14 protein-coding genes are annotated in these 18610 nt (G+C 43.2%); 3 read left to right on the top strand and 11 right to left on the bottom strand.

Translation table 11 applies throughout. From position 1 onward, the window contains the following. Window positions 1-95 precede the first annotated feature (95 nt). The 10 genes from yidD to RsY01_RS04280 all read right to left on the bottom strand — a co-directional run bounded on the left by yidD (window position 96) and on the right by RsY01_RS04280 (window position 13250). The gene (yidD, locus tag RsY01_RS04325) at window positions 96-347 is read right to left on the bottom strand and encodes a membrane protein insertion efficiency factor YidD (protein ID WP_238594943.1); all 252 of its coding nucleotides are present in this window, start codon (window positions 345-347) and stop codon (window positions 96-98) included. 56 nt (window positions 348-403) lie between these two features. Beyond that, window positions 404-1759 (bottom strand): sensor histidine kinase, encoded by a 1356-nt coding sequence (locus RsY01_RS04320; protein ID WP_094784334.1) that lies wholly within the window; start codon window positions 1757-1759, stop codon window positions 404-406. Between the two features lie 36 nt (window positions 1760-1795). Then, a complete protein-coding gene (locus tag RsY01_RS04315) occupies window positions 1796-2467 on the bottom strand; it encodes a response regulator transcription factor (RefSeq protein ID WP_094784333.1) in 672 nt (223 codons plus the stop codon). Window positions 2468-2580: 113 nt separating this feature from the next. Further along, window positions 2581-3555 carry a LacI family DNA-binding transcriptional regulator gene (locus tag RsY01_RS04310; RefSeq protein WP_094784332.1) on the bottom strand — a complete coding sequence of 325 codons (975 nt, stop codon included), beginning with the start codon at window positions 3553-3555 and terminating at the stop codon, window positions 2581-2583. 103 nt (window positions 3556-3658) lie between these two features. Further along, window positions 3659-4321 carry a beta-phosphoglucomutase gene (pgmB, locus tag RsY01_RS04305; RefSeq protein WP_094784331.1) on the bottom strand — a complete coding sequence of 221 codons (663 nt, stop codon included), beginning with the start codon at window positions 4319-4321 and terminating at the stop codon, window positions 3659-3661. A 1-nt stretch (window position 4322) separates the two neighbouring features. Continuing rightward, window positions 4323-6590 carry a glycoside hydrolase family 65 protein gene (locus RsY01_RS04300; RefSeq protein WP_094784330.1) on the bottom strand — a complete coding sequence of 756 codons (2268 nt, stop codon included), beginning with the start codon at window positions 6588-6590 and terminating at the stop codon, window positions 4323-4325. A 115-nt stretch (window positions 6591-6705) separates the two neighbouring features. After that, a complete protein-coding gene (locus tag RsY01_RS04295; RefSeq protein ID WP_094784329.1) occupies window positions 6706-8328 on the bottom strand; it encodes a glycoside hydrolase family 13 protein in 1623 nt (540 codons plus the stop codon). 142 nt (window positions 8329-8470) lie between these two features. Next, on the bottom strand, window positions 8471-10087 hold the full coding sequence (locus tag RsY01_RS04290) for a glycoside hydrolase family 13 protein (protein ID WP_094784328.1): 1617 nt from the start codon (window positions 10085-10087) through the stop codon (window positions 8471-8473). A gap of 122 nt (window positions 10088-10209) precedes the next feature. Then, the gene (locus tag RsY01_RS04285; RefSeq protein ID WP_094784327.1) at window positions 10210-11478 is read right to left on the bottom strand and encodes an alpha-amylase family glycosyl hydrolase; all 1269 of its coding nucleotides are present in this window, start codon (window positions 11476-11478) and stop codon (window positions 10210-10212) included. Then, a complete protein-coding gene (locus tag RsY01_RS04280; protein WP_094784326.1) occupies window positions 11478-13250 on the bottom strand; it encodes a glycoside hydrolase family 13 protein in 1773 nt (590 codons plus the stop codon). The genes RsY01_RS04285 and RsY01_RS04280 overlap by 1 nt, the downstream gene beginning before the upstream one ends. 327 nt (window positions 13251-13577) lie before the next feature. On the opposite strand from RsY01_RS04280, the gene RsY01_RS04275 reads away from it, so the two are divergent. From RsY01_RS04275 to RsY01_RS04265, 3 genes are all read left to right on the top strand, one after another. Then, on the top strand, window positions 13578-14801 hold the full coding sequence (locus RsY01_RS04275) for an extracellular solute-binding protein (RefSeq protein WP_094784325.1): 1224 nt from the start codon (window positions 13578-13580) through the stop codon (window positions 14799-14801). Between the two features lie 163 nt (window positions 14802-14964). After that, window positions 14965-16341: a carbohydrate ABC transporter permease gene (locus RsY01_RS04270; RefSeq protein ID WP_094784324.1), complete on the top strand. Its 1377-nt coding sequence runs from the start codon at window positions 14965-14967 to the stop codon at window positions 16339-16341. Between the two features lie 3 nt (window positions 16342-16344). Next, a complete protein-coding gene (locus RsY01_RS04265; protein WP_094784323.1) occupies window positions 16345-17205 on the top strand; it encodes a sugar ABC transporter permease in 861 nt (286 codons plus the stop codon). A gap of 109 nt (window positions 17206-17314) precedes the next feature. Here RsY01_RS04265 and RsY01_RS04260 read toward each other — a convergent pair whose 3' ends face one another. Further along, a complete protein-coding gene (locus tag RsY01_RS04260; RefSeq protein WP_094784322.1) occupies window positions 17315-18610 on the bottom strand; it encodes an LCP family protein in 1296 nt (431 codons plus the stop codon).

Raw genomic sequence — 18610 nt, 5'->3', positions numbered from 1 at the left:
GCGGGGGACACTAATATACGCTAAAAACCCTTGTCAAATAAGGGTTTTTGTTTTATATGTGCCAAATTATTTTTTAAGATACAAAAGCCCCACTATTATCGTTCAGGCTTAACAGGATTTCGCTTCAATGAAAAATGGTCTGGGACGTAATCAACACCGCCTTTAACAAAAGGATTGCAACGCAAAATCCTTGCTGTACCCATTAACACACCGAGGAATCCGTGTTTTTGAATGGCGACAATCATATAATTCGAACAAGTCGGGTGATACCTGCAAGCTCCTGGTAGCAAGGGCGAGATAGCGACTTGATAGAATCGAACGGGTGCGATGAGCACACGAGTAATCATTTTCTTCAGCATGGTGCTTCTATTTTCTTTCCTTGCTTTGTATCCAAACGGCTAATTTAGACACGTAATTTAATGATAAACTTAGTGCCTTGTGGCTGATTGTCTTGGACGTCAATTCGACCGCCACAGGCATCAATAATCTGCTTAGCTAGCGCTAAACCTAGACCAAAACCACCTTTTTGACGGGTTCTTGCCTTATCCACGCGATAAAAACGATCAAAGATTTTCTTTTTGTCAGCATCAGAAATCCCAAAACCATTGTCTGAAGTGGTGATTATCAAATTTTGACCTGTTTTTTCAACTTGAATAGCAATCTGACTGCCATCATCTGAATACTTGACGGCGTTGTCAAATAAAATCGTGAGGACTTGCTTAATCAGACTTTCATCTAGTCTGACCTGGTCTTTAAAGTTGACTGTGCTGGTAAAGGCGCGATTAGAATTTTCAGCAAGCAACTTGTAATTTTCAAATATTTTTTCAAAATAGGTCTGATTAACTTTTGTCAGCTCAACTTTAAGACCACCATCACGTTTGGCGAGATTGAGCAAATTACTGGTCAGCATCCGCATGTTCCGAACCTCTGCCAGACTTTGCGAGATATTTTCACTTTCGTCAATAATCGTCGCTGTCGGTTTTTGGAATAAAAGTTCTAGCCGATTTTGCAAGATTGTCAAAGGCGTTCTCAATTCATGACTGGCATTTTCGACAAAATTCTTCTCTTTTTCATAAGCTGCCAAAACAGGCTTTAGTGACCATCTAGAGAGATAAATAGAGGCTACCAGTGAAATCAGCCAAAAGCTGACCATGGTTGTTAAAATGATAAACTGGCTACGCTCAAGACTATCCGATAGCTGATCAACATTGATAAAAACTTGGATGTAAGCAATATTGGTTGTGACGCTTTTGTCAAAACTCGCCTTAAACGTTTTGGTGCGGTAAAGTAGCGCATCACCTGTAGCCGTTTTAATCGTTACCGTGCCGATTTTACCAAGATTTGATTGATTAAATTTTAGATTATTAGCGACTGTTGCCGTTTCTAGGTCAATGTCTGCATTTAAAATATTACCTTTTTTATCATAGAGAATCACGGTTTGATTCGGAGAAAAAACAGATAGTTGTGGTATTCTCGCAGCACCACCCGAATCATTTCCCTGCGCTTCTGTCTTGCCATTAGCCAAAATCGTCGTATTGTTATTGCCCTGTAAAGCAAGACTCGTCAGCATTAAAGGATTTTTGGCCAATCTTTCGATATTCTCATCCGTTGATTTGTAAATACCAGAAGTCATCGTTTGCAAGATAATCGCCGATAAGGCCACAAAAATGAGCGTAAAAACAACGAAAAAATGCAAAAAATGTTTCACATCAAAGCGAAACAGATGACGACTGGCAATTTTTTTGATGATTTTTTTCATGCGTTTTCTTCTTCATTTTTTTCCATATCTTTTGTCCTATCTTAAAATATAACCGACATTGCGTAGCGTCGCAAGATTCTCCGCAAACTCGGTGCCTTTGAGCTTCTTGCGTAATTTTGACATATAGACTTCGACGACGGTCACGGTGGTGTCGCTGTCAAAGCCCCAAATGCGATCGAAAATCTGCTCTTTAGGTAAAATGACATTACGATTTTGCAAAAAATATAGGAGCAAGTCGAACTCTTTACCGAGAATTTCGATGGGTTTACCTAGTACGGTCACTTGATTATTAGCAGTATTGACAACGAGAGCTTCGCCATATTTAATCGTCGAGGTATCTTCGAGCTTGCCTGAACGTTTGAGTAGGGCCTGTATCCGTGCTTTCAGCTCATCCAGATAGAAAGGTTTAGTCAGATAATCGTCTGCACCGATTTCAAAGCCATGCATTTTATCGTCTAGGCTTTCTTTTGCTGTCATGATTAAGACAGGGGTCTTAACTCCCTTGGCACGAAGTTCAGATAGGACTTCAAAGCCGTTTTTTTCAGGCAGCATGAGGTCAAGTAAAACAATATCGTAAATATTCATTTCCGCTTCATATAAGCCTTCATCGCCATCAAAAACTTGGACGACATCTGCAAAATTTTCTAAAAAATCATAAACTGAATTGGATAAAGATAAGTCATCCTCCACTAACAGTATTTTAATCATCGTCTTGCTTTCCTCTCTTAGATAATAAGACTGCGGTGCTGTTTTATTAACTTGCTTTCTTTTCATTTTACACTATTTTAGCTTAAAAAACTTAAGATAAACATAAAAAGCCGTCAGTTGACAGCTTTCGTTGATTCGCGTACTTTCAGTTCAAATGGTACTGTCACTTTTTCGTGAAAATCACTTGGATTTGCGAGCAAATGCAGTAACTTTTGGACAGAACGATGACCAAGTTGTGTGATATTGATATCAAATGTCGTGAGATAAGGATGAATTAAACTCGCGAAAACTGAGTTATTAAACGAGATGACAGAAATATCATCAGGAACACCAATCCCTTGCTCTGAAAGACCTTGAATCACTTTAATGGCTAGAATATCATCTAAAACGACAAGCGCTGTCGCCCCGCCTAAACTTGATGTTTTGGTCGTATTAAGCAAATGACCGCTCAGGCCAAGCGACTGAATTTTCTCGTCAAAACCACGGTAACGGTCCCGAAAAACTTCGCCCTTGTCCGTATTTGTCACAAAGGCTAATTTTTTGTGTCCTAGAGTTGCCAGATATTGCGTCGCCTCAGCCCCCATGAGTTTGTTATCATTATCAACGGCAGTGATGTCATTGGCTCGCTCGACAGGTGTGCCGACGATGACGAAAGGAATTTCATCAGCTAAAAGATACTCTCGCACCGCATCTTCTTCTCCAACATACAGCATAATAAAGCCATCGACACGTTTTTCTTGGTACATGACCCTGACTTGACTTAAAAGTTCTGCGTTTGTATGACCGGAGGCGATGGAAACTGTGATTTTGTTTTGACGGGCTTCTTGGTTAATGGCCGTCAAAATTTTCATGAAAAAGGGTTGCTCAGACTTGTTTTCAATCGGTGGAAAAATCACGCCGATAGCACCCGCCTTGCCACTTGCCAGCATTTGCGCTGCTGAATTTCGTGAGTACCCTAGGTCAGCCATGGCTTTCTTAACTTTTTCTTTCGTTTTCTCAGAAATCGCCGAATGATTATGAATCGCTCGACTGACCGTTGACGCATTGACGCCCGCACGTCTGGCGACATCTTTAATTGTAACTGCCATAGCACCCCTTCTACTATCATTTTTATGTCTTATATTTCGTTTATCTCTTTTTTACAAAAGGCAGAAAAACGGAAAAACACTTGAAAGCGTTTCCGTCTGCTAATTATTTATTGTCCCATACTTTGGTTAAAAAATCAAGGGTCAGCTGACTTGTATCAGGGACAATGGCAATGTCTTCGCCCAATATTTCTGCTTTACCGACACCGATTGGCAACACATGCGCTGCTTTAATCGCTGCGATACCAGAATAAGCATCCTCAATCCCAATCGCTTGGCTCACATCGACACCGACGCCCTCAGCTGCTGCGATGAAAATGTCTGGTGCTGGTTTGCTTGCAGCCACTTTGGCTGGATCGGCAATGGCATCAAAATAGGCTGTTAATTGCATCTGGTCCAGTAAGAAAGGCCCATTTTTTGACGCAGATGCTAGGGCAATTTTAATGCCATTGGCTCGCAACTCTTGGAGTAATTGGAGAATACCCGGATAGACATCTTTAGGGGACACCGCTTGAATCATCTCAACGTAATTGTCATTTTTACGTTTGGCCATATCCGCAAATGCTTCTGCTGTATAGGCATTTTCCTGACCACCATGTACTAAAATACGACGTAGCGATTCTTCACGTGACACACCTTTTAGATTTTCATTGAACTCGCGGTCAATCGTGATGCCGATTTCTTTCGCCAATTTTTCCCAAGCGAGAAAATGGTATTCTGCGGTGTCCGTAATCACACCGTCAAGGTCAAATAAAACTGCTTGAAACATCTTAACCACCTACTTTCACAGTATAATTAGACGTCAAGTCAACTGCTTGACCGTAAACCTCTAAAGTCAAAGCATTGCCTGATAGCAAGCTGACCGTGACATTTTCTGCCACTTGAATTTTCAAAAGGCGCCCACGGTAGTTGATATGGAAGGTATAGGCCGTCCAGTCACCTGGTAAAAATGGTGCAAAACTCAGTTTGCCATCCCATGTTTTCATTTGGGCAAAGCCTTGCACAATGGCGAGCCAAGACCCTGTCATCGAGGTAATGTGCAGACCGTCTTCTGTGTCATTGTTATAATTATCCAAATCAAGACGTGCTGTCCGACCATACATTTCAACTGCCTTGGCTTCTTTACCCAACTCAGCTGCTAAAATCGCATGAATAGACGGTGAAAGTGAACTTTCATGCACTGTCATTGGCTCATAAAAGTCAAAGTTACGGCGTTTTTCTTCTAAAGAGAATTGATTGCCAAAGAAATAAATCCCTTGCAAGACATCGGCTTGTTTGATAAATGGTGAACGTAAAATTTTATCCCAAGACCAGTTTTGATTGAGCGGTAAATCTGATGCGTCCAAGGCTGCAACTGGGCGAAGGTCTTTATCCATAAAGCCATCGTGTTGGACAAAAACGCCTTCTTTTTCATCATAGGGATAGTACATCTTGTCGACAATTTCTGACCATTTTGCTAATTCGTCCGCTGTGACATTGAGGTCAGGACGCGGATGTTTCGCTAGACTTTCAGCTGTATAGCGCAAGACCCAAGCAGCCAGCGTATTGGTATACCAGTTGTTGTTAATGTTGTTTTCGTACTCATTTGGTCCTGTGACACCATGAATCATGTATTTGTCGTGACGGGCTGAATAATGCACACGGTCTGCCCAGAAACGCGCCACTTCTACGAGGACGTCAAGCCCCTCACGCGCCAAGTAAGTTTCGTCGCCTGTGTAGTTAGTATAGTTGTAAATGGCATAAGGAATCGCGCCATTGCGGTGAATTTCTTCGAAAGTAATTTCCCACTCGTTATGACACTCGACACCTGTGAAAGTCACCATTGGATACAAAGCGCCTTTAAGACCTTGTTGGCGGGCATTATGCTGCGCTTGTGGGAGTTGTTGACGACGATATTTCAAGAGATTTTTAGTCACTTTTTCGTCTGCCAATGAGAGATAGAGCGGCACTGCGTAGGCCTCTGTATCCCAGTAAGTCGCACCACCATATTTTTCACCTGTAAAGCCTTTAGGGCCAATGTTGAGGCGTTCATCTTCGCCGTAGTAAGTTGAGAAGAGTTGGAACAGGTTGAAACGGATGCCTTGTTGGGCTTCATCAGAGCCTTCAATCACAACATCGGCAATCTCCCAGCGTTTCGCCCAGGCATCGACTTGTGCTTGATAGAGGCTGCTGTAGTCATGACCTTGGACAGATTTTTCGACGATAGCTTGGTTGCCCGCAATCACAGCTTCAAGTCCATCATAGTCACGGCTTGTGGTCACGACAACACGTTTTTCAAAAACTGAAGTTTGCGTTGCAGAGACAGTTGTTTCAAAGGTATCAATGACAGATTTATCTGTCATCGTCTGTGCAACTGCCTGAAAGTCACCTGCAAAAGATTGGCTGGCAACAACACTAAATTGAGCCACACCAAAGGGATTTTCCAGCGTTTGCGTTGCGATATAAGACCCGTTTTCAGTCTGACCTTTGTCTAGGATATTCCAGAACTGCTCATCGTAGTTGGCATCTTCATTTTTAACATCGGCATCAAGGATAGCATCAATCTGAATCGTATGCGTCTGCCCGTCTACCGTTTCAAAATGAAAGGCGAAAACTGCAAGTTCTAAGACATCCGCTGAAAAAAAGCGTTCAGTCGAGACTTTGACGCCACGCACGACATAGGTATAGCTAAGGCTACCTTTAGCCATGTCGAGTGAGATGTTAAAGTCACTGATTTTTTCAGTCGCCAAGTCCACTTCTGCATCATCAATAAATAATTTTATTTTGGCAATATTGAGCGCATTAATCGCCTTACCAAAATATTCTGGATAGCCATTTTTCCACCAGCCGACACGTGTTTTATCCGGGTACCAGACACCAGCTAAGTAGAAGCCTTGGTGCATATCACCAGAGTAAGTTTCAGCAAAATTTCCCCGCATGCCCATATAGCCGTTGCCAATGGCTGTCAGAGATTCTTGTAACCGTCTGTCTTCAATTTCTAATGTATCAGATTTGATTTGCCATGGGTCAATCGCCATAATACGTTTGATTTGATTCATTCTTGATGTCCTCACTCATTTCTTTTTTAAAATTGGCATCCTTTTGCATACGCCAAACCGTCAATTTATGCAATCGGTTTCATTTCTTCTAGTTTACCATGCAAACGGTTGCACGTCAAGCTGTTTTTTTGTTTTTCTTGTAGATTCGGTAAGCCCAGCCCTCTAGTTGTAAGTCTGTTAAAGTCGGGAGTTCTGCTTGGCTGATAACGTCTGTATATTCTTGCAAAGGAACTTCAAATATGACAGTCGTTGGCTCAGCTGATAAATTGGTCACGATTAAAAATTCGTCCCGTTCATATGCCAATACTGTCGGATGGTCAGGGCATAAAAATTTGATGCCCCCCTCAGAAATGGCCTGGTTCTCATGGCGCAGTTGAATCAAAAATTTATAGAGATTCAGGATTGAGTCTGGGTCAGCTTGGGATACGGCAATATTTTTCTCCCGATAGTTAGGGTTAATCGCTAACCAAGGCTGACCATCAGTAAAGCCAGCGTTTTCAGTCGCATCCCATTGCATCGGTGTCCGAGAATGATCCCTAGAATTAACCGTCGCTGCCTTGAGCGCGGCTGCTTTCGACAAGCCGGCTGCTACTTTTTCATGGTATAAATAAATCGTATCAGTCGCATCGACCTGCGAAATATCCGTGTAGTCAAAATTCGTCATGCCGATTTCTTGCCCTTGATAAATAAAGGGCGTGCCACGCAACAGCATGTAAGCCACAGCCAGCGCTTTTGCCGACGCGTCCGTACCATCTCCTAAGACATCAATCACGCGCGGCTGATCGTGATTTTCCAGATAGGGCGCATTCCACCCACGCGCAAGCATATCTTCCTGCCAGCGGATGATTGCCTCTTTAAAGCGTTTCAAATCAGCCTTGCCCGTGTCATCTTTGACACTATGCTCCAGCTCAAAAATCATGTCGATATAGCCCTGATCGTCCGTCCAATCTGGCGCTTTCTTGCTCGATACACCACTCGCCTCCCCAACGGTCAGCGCATCGTAGGCATCAAAAATCTTCTTAAATTCCTGCATGTAAGCCTCGATACCTGCCACATTCATGAAAGGTTCCCACGGGTCATTATCCTTAAAAGATTTGATTTTAAAATCCCACGGTGCTTTCTCGATGTGACTGATGGCATCTAGCCTAAAGCCGTCAATCCCCTGCTCCAGCCACCAACGCACCATGGCATAAATCTCCTCGCGCACCTTAGGATTGTGCCAGTTCAAATCGGGCTGCTCCTTCGCAAATACGTGAAAATAAGCCTCTCCCGTCGGCTCATCAATGGTCCAAGTACTCCCACCAAAAAATGACACCCAGTTATTGGGCAGATGATCAGGCGTTGCCGGTTGCCAATGGTAATAATCCCGATAGGGATTGTCCTTAGACTTGCGACTTTCAATGAACCAAGGGTGCTGATCAGACGTATGATTGACGACTAAGTCCATGATGATTTTCATCTCTAGTGAATGCGCTCGTGAAATCAAGTTTTGTAAGTCAGCCATCGTGCCAAAACGTGCTTCGTCCAAGGCATAATAATCAGAAATATCATAGCCACCATCAAACTGCGGGCTTTTATAAATCGGATTAATCCAGATAAAATCAATACCCAAATCTTTGAGATAGGGTAATTTTTCGATAATCCCATTAATATCGCCAATGCCGTCGCCATTCGTATCGCGAAATGATTTGGGATAAATTTGATAGCCCACTGCTTGTTTAAACCAATTACTTTTCATCTGTCACTCCATTTTTTATGTCGTCGTTTGCCACCATTATACAATGCAAACGATTGCATTGTCAAGCGTAGAACTTCAATTCTTATTCCTGAACAAAAAAAGCGATAAAAGATATAATCGCCCCTTCTTGTTTCATTAAAACTCAATCTGACACCACTTCAAGTGCAAAAGCATCCCATGGTTGCAGCTCAACTTGTGTCAAATCTTTCGGAATTTGACGGTTAGCAATCACGCCTTTACCAGCAATAAACTGACTGTCAAACGTTTCCGTTTCATCAGAAAAATTGACCACAACCAGATATTTTTTACCTTCAAAATGGCGGAGATAGGCAAAAACATTGTCAGAGGTTGCAAGTAACTCGTAGTCGCCATAAACCACCCAGTCGTTTTGTTTGCGCAGGGCAATCAATTTTTGATAGGTATAGAAAATAGAGTCCTTATCAGCTAAGGCTGCCTCAGCATTAATCGTTTGGTAGTTCGCATTGACTGCCAACCAAGGCTGACCGCTTGTAAAACCTGCATGGTCAGTCGCATCCCACTGCATGGGTGTACGGGCATTATCACGACCAACGGCACGGATGCTCGCCATGATGGCTTCAGGTTTGTAGCCTTGCTCAAGACGTTCAGCATACATATTGAGCGATTCAATGTCTGCAACTTGGTCAATCGTTTTAAAGGGATAATTGGTCATGCCAATTTCTTCACCCTGATAGATGAAAGGCGTGCCACGCATGAGATGGAGCAAAATCGCAAAGGCTTTGGCACACGGCACACGATATGCCGCATCATTGCCCCAGATGGAAATGGCACGAGGTAAATCATGATTATTCCAAAAAAGTGAGTTCCAGCCTTGACCGACTGCCAAATCAGTCTGCCATTTCGAGATAATCGTTTTTAATTTAGCCTTGTTAAGGTCAATCACATCCCACTTAGGCTGTTCAGGCTCGTGTGACAAACTGATATGCTCAAACTGAAAAACCATAGACAACTCTTCCCGCTCAGGCGCTGAGTAGAGTTTGGCAATCTCAGGCGTCGCGCCCCAAGTTTCGCCTACTGTCAATAACTCTTTATCACCAAAAGTGGCATGGTTCATTTCTTGGAGATACGCATGGAGTTTTGGACCATTGCCAGTGATGGCGTCGTCAGGCATTTTCCCAATCAAATCAATCACGTCCATGCGAAAACCGCCAACGCCCTTGTCAATCCAGAAATTCATCATGTCATAGACGGCTTGACGGACTTGCTCATTTTCCCAGTTGAGATCGGGCTGTTTTTTAGAGAAAAGATGGAGATAGTATTGCCCACTTGCTTCGTCAAATTCCCAGGCAGAACCTGAAAATGCCGAGGTTAACTCATTCGGTTGGTCACGCCAGACATAGTAATCACGAAAAGCATTATCCTTAGACTTTTTAGCCTCGACAAACCAAGCGTGTTCATCTGAGGTATGATTGACCACCAAGTCCATGATGATTTTAATGCCATGTTGCCCAGCTTTTGCCAAAAGGTCGTCCATAGCTGCCATATCGCCAAAAATGCTGGCAATATCTTCATAGTCTGAAATATCATAACCGTTGTCATCCATAGGACTAGCGTAAACTGGACTGAGCCAAATGGCTGTAATCCCAAGCTTTTCCAGATAGTCCAGACGACTGGTAATCCCTTTAATGTCGCCAATCCCGTCGCCGTCAGAATCCTGAAAGCTACGCGGATAAACTTGGTAGGAGACAGCCGTCTGCCACCATTGTTTCTCAAATGTCATGATTTTGTCTCCTTCTACGATTTCATGACCTGAAATCTTGAACTTGACCTGCGCTTACGCTCCGTCCAAGCTAGGTCATTCGCGAACGATGTCCGCTCAAAGTCTTCTTAATTTGACACTTTTCATACTTCTTTCAATATCATGGCACGATGAAAAGCAACCTTACCATTATTACTTTGGACGATTTCTCCCGTCAATAACTCTTCATATTTCCCATTAAGATGCGCAATGCCAATGCCTTGAACTGGGAATAGTCCGACGATTTCTTCTCTTCCCAAAACATATTTGCCGATGAGCGACTGTCCGTCTGCTTCAATCGTATAATAACCAGTCTTAAAAATTTCTGCTGAGGTAATTTCCGCTAACCTTGCTAAATAAGCACTCTGGTCAAGACCAGTTTGCCAGTCCACCTTGTCGGCATCAAAAAGACTTGGAATGTGTTTGGCATGCACTTCCTGGCCGGCATAAAGTTGTGTCGTGCCTTGCTGAAAATAGATAAAAGCTGTCCAAGTGGCAAGTTTTTCAGGGTCAGGAATCAAGGCTGCGGCACGGAAATTATCATGGTTTTCCAGATAACGCATTTTGACATAATTATCTGGATAAATCACGGTTTGCCGTGTCAAAGCCGCCGCATAGTCTGCTAGACTGCCTTTGCCTGTCAAGACATCGTTGAAAATCTCAAAGACATCATAGTCATAAGCCATGTCAAAGGCTTGGAAAATCTCAGATTCTGAAAGCGCTGTTTGACCTTGACTTCTGTTATAGCTGACGAAACTTTCTTCGACTGATTCTGACAGCCAAATGGCATCTGGACGTACTTTGGCCACAGCTTGACGGGCTTCCAACCAAAAATTCAGCGGCACGAGGGACGCGACATCACAACGGAAACCGTCCACAACTTCTGCCCACATCTGAAGGGTTTCAATCTGATAGTCCCAGAGATCATGGCTCAGGCTATAATCCAAGTCTTTGACATCCGTCCAATCCCCAGTCTTATTGCCAAAGTCGCCGTTAGGCTTGCGGTAAAACCACTCGGGATGATGCTGAATGAGCCACGAATCTGGCGAGGTATGATTATAAACGACATCAATGATGACTTTCATGCCTCTAGCGTGAATGGCTTCTGTCAAATGGATAAAATCAGCCTTTGTGCCATACTCAGGATTGACTTCACGGTAGTCCTGAATGGCATAGGGAGAGCCGAGAGACCCCTTACGGTTGACCGTGCCAATCGGATGAATGGGCATGAGCCAGATGATATCTGTTCCCAGAGCCTTGATGCGGTCAAGCTCAGGCTCAATCGCCGCAAATGTCCCAGCCTGACTGAAATTACGTGGAAAAATCGAGTAAATCAGCTGTCCGCGAAGTGTTTTAGGAGTATCAACTGCCATTAAACGGCCTCACTTTCTAAAAAGACGACAAAGCCTTTGGGTGCTAAGGTGCCCTCACTAAAATGATTGGCAAAAATCACTTGACCGGACTCAGCACTGGTGTCATAGGCAGTCTCACTCGCATTAAAGACAGCGGTCAAACGCATGCCTGACAGACGACGCGTCACGCTCACGACATCACCGTCAACCTGCCAAGCCAAATCGCCCTCGACAAGAACTGCCAACTGGTCTTTACGAAGTTGAATTAAATCTTTCATAAAAGCATACATATCATGATCTTGTTTCTCAGGTCGCCACTCCATGGGTTTGCGATTATCAGGGTCATTCTCGCCCGTCATGGCATACTCACTGCCGTAGTAAATATCCGGCGTGCCTTGTTGCAGGAACATAAAGGCATACATTTGCTTGACAATGTCCTTATCACCATTTGCCAGACTGAGGACACGCGGGGCATCGTGAGAATCCAGTAAATTATACATCATTTGATTGGTCTGGTCGCGATTGAGCATGAGCTGGGCATTGAGATTGCTGACAAATTTGTCTGCCGATATTTTTCTTTTGGCGAAATAATCGATAATTGAACCGGTAAAAGCGTAGTTCATCACCCCATTGAACTCATCGCCAGTCAGCCAAGACTGGGCGCTCGTCCAAATCTCACCTAAGATATAAAAATCTGGGTCAATAGCAGTGACTGCTTTGTAAAATCTTTTCCAGAAATGGTGATCGACTTCATTGGCAACATCAATCCGCCACGCATCAATGCCAAATTCACGAATCCAATAGGTACTGATATCTAATAGGTAGTCTTGGACTTCAGGATTGGCTGTGTTGAGTTTGGGCATATGGCGCGTGAAGGCAAAAGTTTCATAGTTAGCATGATCATCATACTCGCTTTTCGGTGTCGTCTTAATCGGCCAAGAATGAATGTGAAACCAATCGGCATACTTAGACTGCTGACCATTTGCCAGCACATCAAGCCATTCTGGGCTTTCATCTCCTATGTGGTTAAAAACAGCATCAAGCATGACTTTAATGCCACGCGCATGTGCCTGATCGACTAATTCCTTAAAATCATCTTTTGTTCCAAAATGCGGGTCGATTTCTAAATAATTCCGCGTATCATACTTATGATTAGTCGGAGCCTCAAAAATCGGATTGAAATAAATACCGTTAATCCCCAAATCGACCAGATGGTCGAGATGGTCAATCACACCACGTAAATCGCCACCATAAAAGGCTTCTCGTGTGGGATGATCATCTGGATTCCAAGGCAGTGTCCCGTCATTATCATTAGACGGATCGCCATTGGCAAAACGCTCAGGGAAAATTTGGTACCAAATCGTTTCCTTGACCCACTCGGGTGCTTTAAAGCGATCAATCTCTTGGAAATAAGGCATTTTAAAGTAGGCATTTGAGCCCATCAGGCCATCGCTACCTGCCGTCTCATCAATCAGTGGCTCAAAGCCTTGGTCGCCATAGAAGAGCGCCTCGCCATCAAGTCCTGTGATATTAAAGCCGTAATTCAGGCGATGATGTGGTGCATAGAGTTTGGCTTCCCAATATTGATGCGTTTCTGTCGCCAGACCTCGCGTCATGGCAACATCTGCTTCTTTTTGCCAGACACCATCTGAAAAATCGTAGGGGTCGCCTGAGACGACGACGATTTTGGCAATATCATCTAGAGCGGTGCGAATACGGACACGCATTTCACTTGCCGTATAGAGATAGGCATATTCTGATTCGGGGCGATGGTAAATTGCTGATAAGTTCATATTAATTTTCTCCTCTATCTACATCCTACATCTCTTAAAAATAAGATTTGTAACTGCTTTCAAAAATAGTTTAACATAATAAAGCTAAATTGCAACCGTTTGCACATAGAATGACAAATATTTTATTTATTTACTATCCAAAACCAATCCTCTCGTGATATTAAAAAATTTGACAACATTAATAGATAGGCGCTATTACTGGATAAATTAAGGAAAAATAAATGTTTTTCAAAAAAATAAAAATAATGCTTGACATTTTAGACAAACGGTTGCATAATAGAGATGTAAAATAAAAACGCTTTCATAAAAGCGATGGAGGATTAACTTATGAAAACTTGGAAAAAAGCTTTGCTCTCAACAGCAATCCTTGGTACTGCAGCTGTAGCACTTACTGCCTGTGGCTCATCTAAATCATCTGATGGTGGTTCAAAAGCTAAAACAGATGGTAAAACTGTCCGTCTTTATGTCGATACTGAACAAAAGAAAGCTTACGATGAAATCGTAGCTAACTTCGAAAAAGAAAACAAAGATGTCAAAGTTGAAGTCAAAGCGAACAACTCTGGTGCCTCAAATGCTAAAACTGACATCGCTAAAGACCCTGCGAAATATGGTGATGTCTTCCAAGTCCCTCACGATCAATTAGGCGATATGGCTGAAAAAGGTTATATCAATGAAATCGCACCTAAATACGCGGATGCTTCTAAAGCAGAAAACAGCGAACTTGCTTTCAATGCCGTCAACTACAAAGGTAAAACTTACGCCCTGCCTTACGAAGAACAATCACAGTTCATCTACTATGATAAAACAAAACTCACTGCTGATGATGTGAAATCTTGGGATACTTTGACCTCTAAAGGGGTACTTGGTACAAACTTCGCTGTCCCATATAACGTTTACCCGATCTTCTTCTCTGCAGGTACAACACTTTATGGAGAAAATGGTGAAAAACTTGGCGACATGTCCGTTGATTCTGACAAAGGTGTCAACGCCATGAAATGGTTTGCAGAACAAAAAAATAATAAAGGCGTGATGAATACAGATAACACACTTAACCAATTAAAATCTGGTAAAGTCTCTGCTATCATCGATGGGCCTTGGTCATCTACTTCCGTTAAAGAAGTCCTCGGCGACAAAATGGCAGTGGCACCATACCCAACAATCAATATCGGTGGCGAAGAAAAACAAATGCAAGCCTTCCTTGGGATTAAATCAATCGCTGTCAACGCTAAAGCACCTGACCAAGCCGGCGCACAAAAACTCGCCGCTTACCTCACTTCTGAAGCGGCACAACTTGTTCTCTTTAAAGATCAAGGCCTCGTACCAACTAATACGAAAGCACAAGAAAATGCAGATGTTCAAGCATCAGACTTGACTAAAACTGTAATCACAATGGCACAACCTGGTTACTCTACTTTGATGCCTAAATTAGCGCAAATGTCTATCTTCTGGGACAAAGCAACACCACTTATCAACGGTGCCTACACAGGTCAAATCAAAGAAGCTGACTACAAAGCACAATTAGGAACATTCGCAAAAGACATCAACAAATAATCAATTCGATCAGTGATAAAACATGCATAAAGAGTTAGGTCAAACTAACTTTTTATACTTTAGATTAGCCTAGCCGTACGGCTAGTGCTGACCTCTATCAGCCCGCCATGCGGGCTCGGTCTTATTCAATTCATTTCACTAACTCAACATTAGGAAGATTATTATGGCTAAAAAAAGAAAAATGAACGCGGAATCCATCGTTTCAGAAGCCGAGCGTAATTTAACGATAGGCGACATCTGGCATGCTGGGACTACCGAAAAGCTGACCTTCTTCATCATGGGACTGAATCAGCTCAAACACAAACAGTTTGCCAAAGGCGCCATGTTCTTATTATTAGAAATCGCCTTTCTCGGCTGGCTTGTCTTTAGTGGCATCAGTGCCTTGTCACTCTTGACGACACTTGGACCAAACAAGAAAATGACAACAGGTCTTGATAAGGACGGCATTCCCGTCACCATTCAACCTGACAATTCTGTCATTATCTTACTTTGGGGTGTCCTTGCGATACTCATTATCATTGCTTTCGTTGTCCTCTTCATCCAAAACTACAAGTCAAATAAACACTTGGTTTATCTGAAACAAACAGGACAGCACATCCCAAGTAACAAAGAAGAGTTGGCATCACTTCTGGATAGCAACTTGCACAAAACCTTGATGGCGATTCCACTCTTGGGTGTTTTCCTTTTCACGATTTTGCCAACGCTCTACATGATTACCATGGCGTTTACCAACTATAATAAAAACCATGCGATTGCCTTTTCTTGGACTGGATTTACCTCATTTGGGCAAATTCTCTCAGGTAACTTGGCTGGCACGTTCTTCCCTGTCCTGATTTGGACACTCATCTGGGCAGTCCTTGCGACTTTGACAACCTTCCTCGGTGGTGTACTACTTGCCATGCTGATTGAATCCAAAGGGATTAAAGGAAAAGGCATGTGGCGGACAATCTTCGTGATCGTCTTTGCCGTCCCACAATTTGTGACCTTGCTTTTGATGGCGCAATTCCTCAACACACAAGGTGCCTTGAATAACCTGCTCATGGGTTGGCACATCATCTCTGAGCCGATTAAATTTATCACAACAGACTCCAATGCTTGGGTCTCACGTGCTACCGTTATCGTTGTCAACATGTGGATTGGGATTCCTGTCTCTATGTTGACCTCAACTGCAATCATCCAAAACTTGCCACAAGATCAGATTGAGGCGGCACGGATTGATGGGGCCAACAGCTTCAAAATCTTCAAATCCATCACTTTCCCACAAATTTTGTTTGTGATGACACCCGCTTTGATTCAACAATTTATCGGCAATATCAACAACTTCAATGTCATCTACCTCTTAACAGGTGGCTGGCCGATGAATGCCAACTACAATTCAGCTGGTGAAACGGACTTGCTGGTCACTTGGCTCTACAAACTGGTCTTTGGTCAGACGCAACAATACAACGTTGCTGCGGCGCTCGGTATCTTAATCTTTATCGTCAACGCCAGCATCTCACTCGTCGCTTATCGCCGAACTAATGCATTTAAGGAGGGGTAAATCATGAAATCTTATGCACATCAACGTCTCTTATCATTAGTCGGACGTTACATTCTACTCATCCTTCTTGCCATTATTTGGCTCTTCCCAATTGTCTGGATTGTCCTCGTGTCCTTCACTAAAAACTCAACTGGGTTTGTTGACACGATTATTCCGGATAACTTTACCATTGACAACTATGTTTCCCTCATCAAAAATGCAAATGGTGTCTTCCCCTTTGTCAACTGGTTGGTTAATACCTTAATCGTCTCAGTCCTCTCAATGGTCATTTCAACGCTCATTATCATCATGATGAGTTACGTCCTCTCACGTTTGAAATTTGCCTTCCGTAAACCTTTCTTACAAATCGCCTTGGTACTTGGGATGTTTCCCGGTTTCATGTCCATGATTGCCTTATACTACATCTTGAAATCATTTGATATGCTCAGCCTTGGCGGTCTGGTCATGGTTTATGCGGGGGGGGCAGGACTTGGCTTCTACATCGCTAAAGGTTTCTTTGATACCATTCCAGCGTCAATCGACGAGGCAGCGAAAATCGACGGTGCCAACAAATGGCAAGTCTTTACCAACATTACCTTGCCACTTTCAAAACCGATTATCGTCTACACTGCCTTGATGGCTTTCATCGCCCCCTGGACAGACTTCATCTTCTCAGGTATTATCTTAGGTAACAATGATTCAAAATCATTTACCATTGCCTACGGTCTTTACAGCATGGTATTTAACTCAAAGGGTTCTGCGACCACTTACTTCACACAGTTTATCGCAGGGTGTGTGATCATCGCCATTCCGATTACCTTGCTCTTCATCTTCATGCAAAAATTCTATGTCAATGGGATTACGGCTGGGGCTGATAAAGGCTAATTGTTTAAAGCTTGTCAGGTTGCTGGCAGGCTTTTTTTGTTGTTCCTGTGTGTGATGGCTAAGCAAAAAAGCCTAGCCAATCAGCTAGACTTTTGATTGATTATTGTTATTACCCTAGCAAGTTTTTCAGTTTAGCCTGATACTTATCAAAGTCTATCTGTAAACCTGAGCCGCCGTATTGGTCTAAGGCCTCAACCCAGTCGCCATTTTCAGGAACGGTATAACTTTCAATCCCTTTGGCTGCATTGAGTGCGAGGCCTGGGGCATGGGTCAGCATAAAGAAATCGCTGACATTGGTTGAGGTCACGCCTTTGATTGTGCCCAAGGCTGAACTGCCTGTGAAGAGAGTCAGCGGACTCTTAACGCCTGACATAATCGCCTGCATGACCTGCTGTTGACGTTTAGTCCGACCGAAGTCACCCTCATCATCCTTACGGAAACGCGCATAATTGAGCAAGGTTCGACCATCCATCCGCTGTGGACCGACTTTAATCCTTTGAATCGGATCTTGATGCTCAGGTGTCCAATTCAAATCGTCTGGCACCTCCACTGACTTAACTTTTTCGCCACCAATCGTGGCAAACTTAGCATCAATCTTAACGCCCATTGGAAAGAGAGAATCAATGACTGTCGCAAAACTATTGAAGTTGACTAAGGCATAGTACTGAATATCGATGTCAAAGTTTTTCTTCAAGACCTCACGCATGTACTCGGCGCCCTGATGGTCATCTTGTTCTCCTATGTTATAGGCGACATTGATTTTCGTATCTGCACCGTATTGGCTAACGCCCGGCTGATAGACCAAGGTATCCCGCATAAAGCTGACGAGCTTGACTTTCTTATCTTTAGCTCCTATCTGCATGACCATGATTGAGTCACTTCGCGCATCACCAGTCGTCTGAAAATCACGCTGGTCAGTCCCTAATATCAAGATATTGGTCGCACCAGAAGGTGCTTTTTGACCGGAAAACTTCTCTGTTTTCAAACCTTCTGGCGCGTGACTTTTACCACGCTGGTAACCATAGATAAAGAACGCAATCATCAAAATCAGGATAAGCAAAAGAAAACGGCGTAATTTCTTCCAGAAACTCACTTTTTTACGTTTTTTCTTATTTTTAGGCTTTTTAACTGGGCGCTGCTTATGCTGCTTATAATGATGTTGATTAACCCCATCCGAGCTGGGCTGCGGTTCAAACCTCGGTGCTTGTTGATAGGCTTGAGACGACTGATACCCCTGATTTGATTGATGAGTTTGTTGTGCTTGGTAAGGTTCTTGCGTTTGCTGTTGGTGCTGGTGTGTCAAATGCTGACCAGTCAACCGATTATATTCTGCCAACTCAGTATCGTTAAGGTATTTGAGATTAGCACGTAAATATTCTATTCTTAATTTTATTCGTTGGTCCAT

Origin of the sequence: Pseudolactococcus reticulitermitis (assembly GCF_002260845.1) — a bacterium.
Lineage (GTDB): Bacteria > Bacillota > Bacilli > Lactobacillales > Streptococcaceae > Pseudolactococcus > Pseudolactococcus reticulitermitis.
This window is presented reverse-complemented; position numbering and strand designations above follow the sequence as displayed.

What these genes read in the sequence shown, in the direction of transcription:
- RsY01_RS04285 (WP_094784327.1), bottom strand. Translation starts at nt 11,478, where the DNA reads ATGGCAGTTGATACTCCTAAAACACTTCGCGGACAGCTGATTTACTCG.
- RsY01_RS04320 (WP_094784334.1), bottom strand. Translation starts at nt 1,759, where the DNA reads ATGAAAAAAATCATCAAAAAAATTGCCAGTCGTCATCTGTTTCGCTTT.
- pgmB (WP_094784331.1), bottom strand. Translation starts at nt 4,321, where the DNA reads ATGTTTCAAGCAGTTTTATTTGACCTTGACGGTGTGATTACGGACACC.
- RsY01_RS04290 (WP_094784328.1), bottom strand. Translation starts at nt 10,087, where the DNA reads ATGACATTTGAGAAACAATGGTGGCAGACGGCTGTCTCCTACCAAGTT.
- RsY01_RS04280 (WP_094784326.1), bottom strand. Translation starts at nt 13,250, where the DNA reads ATGAACTTATCAGCAATTTACCATCGCCCCGAATCAGAATATGCCTAT.
- RsY01_RS04315 (WP_094784333.1), bottom strand. Translation starts at nt 2,467, where the DNA reads ATGATTAAAATACTGTTAGTGGAGGATGACTTATCTTTATCCAATTCA.
- RsY01_RS04295 (WP_094784329.1), bottom strand. Translation starts at nt 8,328, where the DNA reads ATGAAAAGTAATTGGTTTAAACAAGCAGTGGGCTATCAAATTTATCCC.
- RsY01_RS04275 (WP_094784325.1), top strand. Translation starts at nt 13,578, where the DNA reads ATGAAAACTTGGAAAAAAGCTTTGCTCTCAACAGCAATCCTTGGTACT.
- RsY01_RS04260 (WP_094784322.1), bottom strand. Translation starts at nt 18,610, where the DNA reads ATGGACCAACGAATAAAATTAAGAATAGAATATTTACGTGCTAATCTC.
- RsY01_RS04270 (WP_094784324.1), top strand. Translation starts at nt 14,965, where the DNA reads ATGGCTAAAAAAAGAAAAATGAACGCGGAATCCATCGTTTCAGAAGCC.
- yidD (WP_238594943.1), bottom strand. Translation starts at nt 347, where the DNA reads ATGATTACTCGTGTGCTCATCGCACCCGTTCGATTCTATCAAGTCGCT.
- RsY01_RS04265 (WP_094784323.1), top strand. Translation starts at nt 16,345, where the DNA reads ATGAAATCTTATGCACATCAACGTCTCTTATCATTAGTCGGACGTTAC.
- RsY01_RS04300 (WP_094784330.1), bottom strand. Translation starts at nt 6,590, where the DNA reads ATGAATCAAATCAAACGTATTATGGCGATTGACCCATGGCAAATCAAA.
- RsY01_RS04310 (WP_094784332.1), bottom strand. Translation starts at nt 3,555, where the DNA reads ATGGCAGTTACAATTAAAGATGTCGCCAGACGTGCGGGCGTCAATGCG.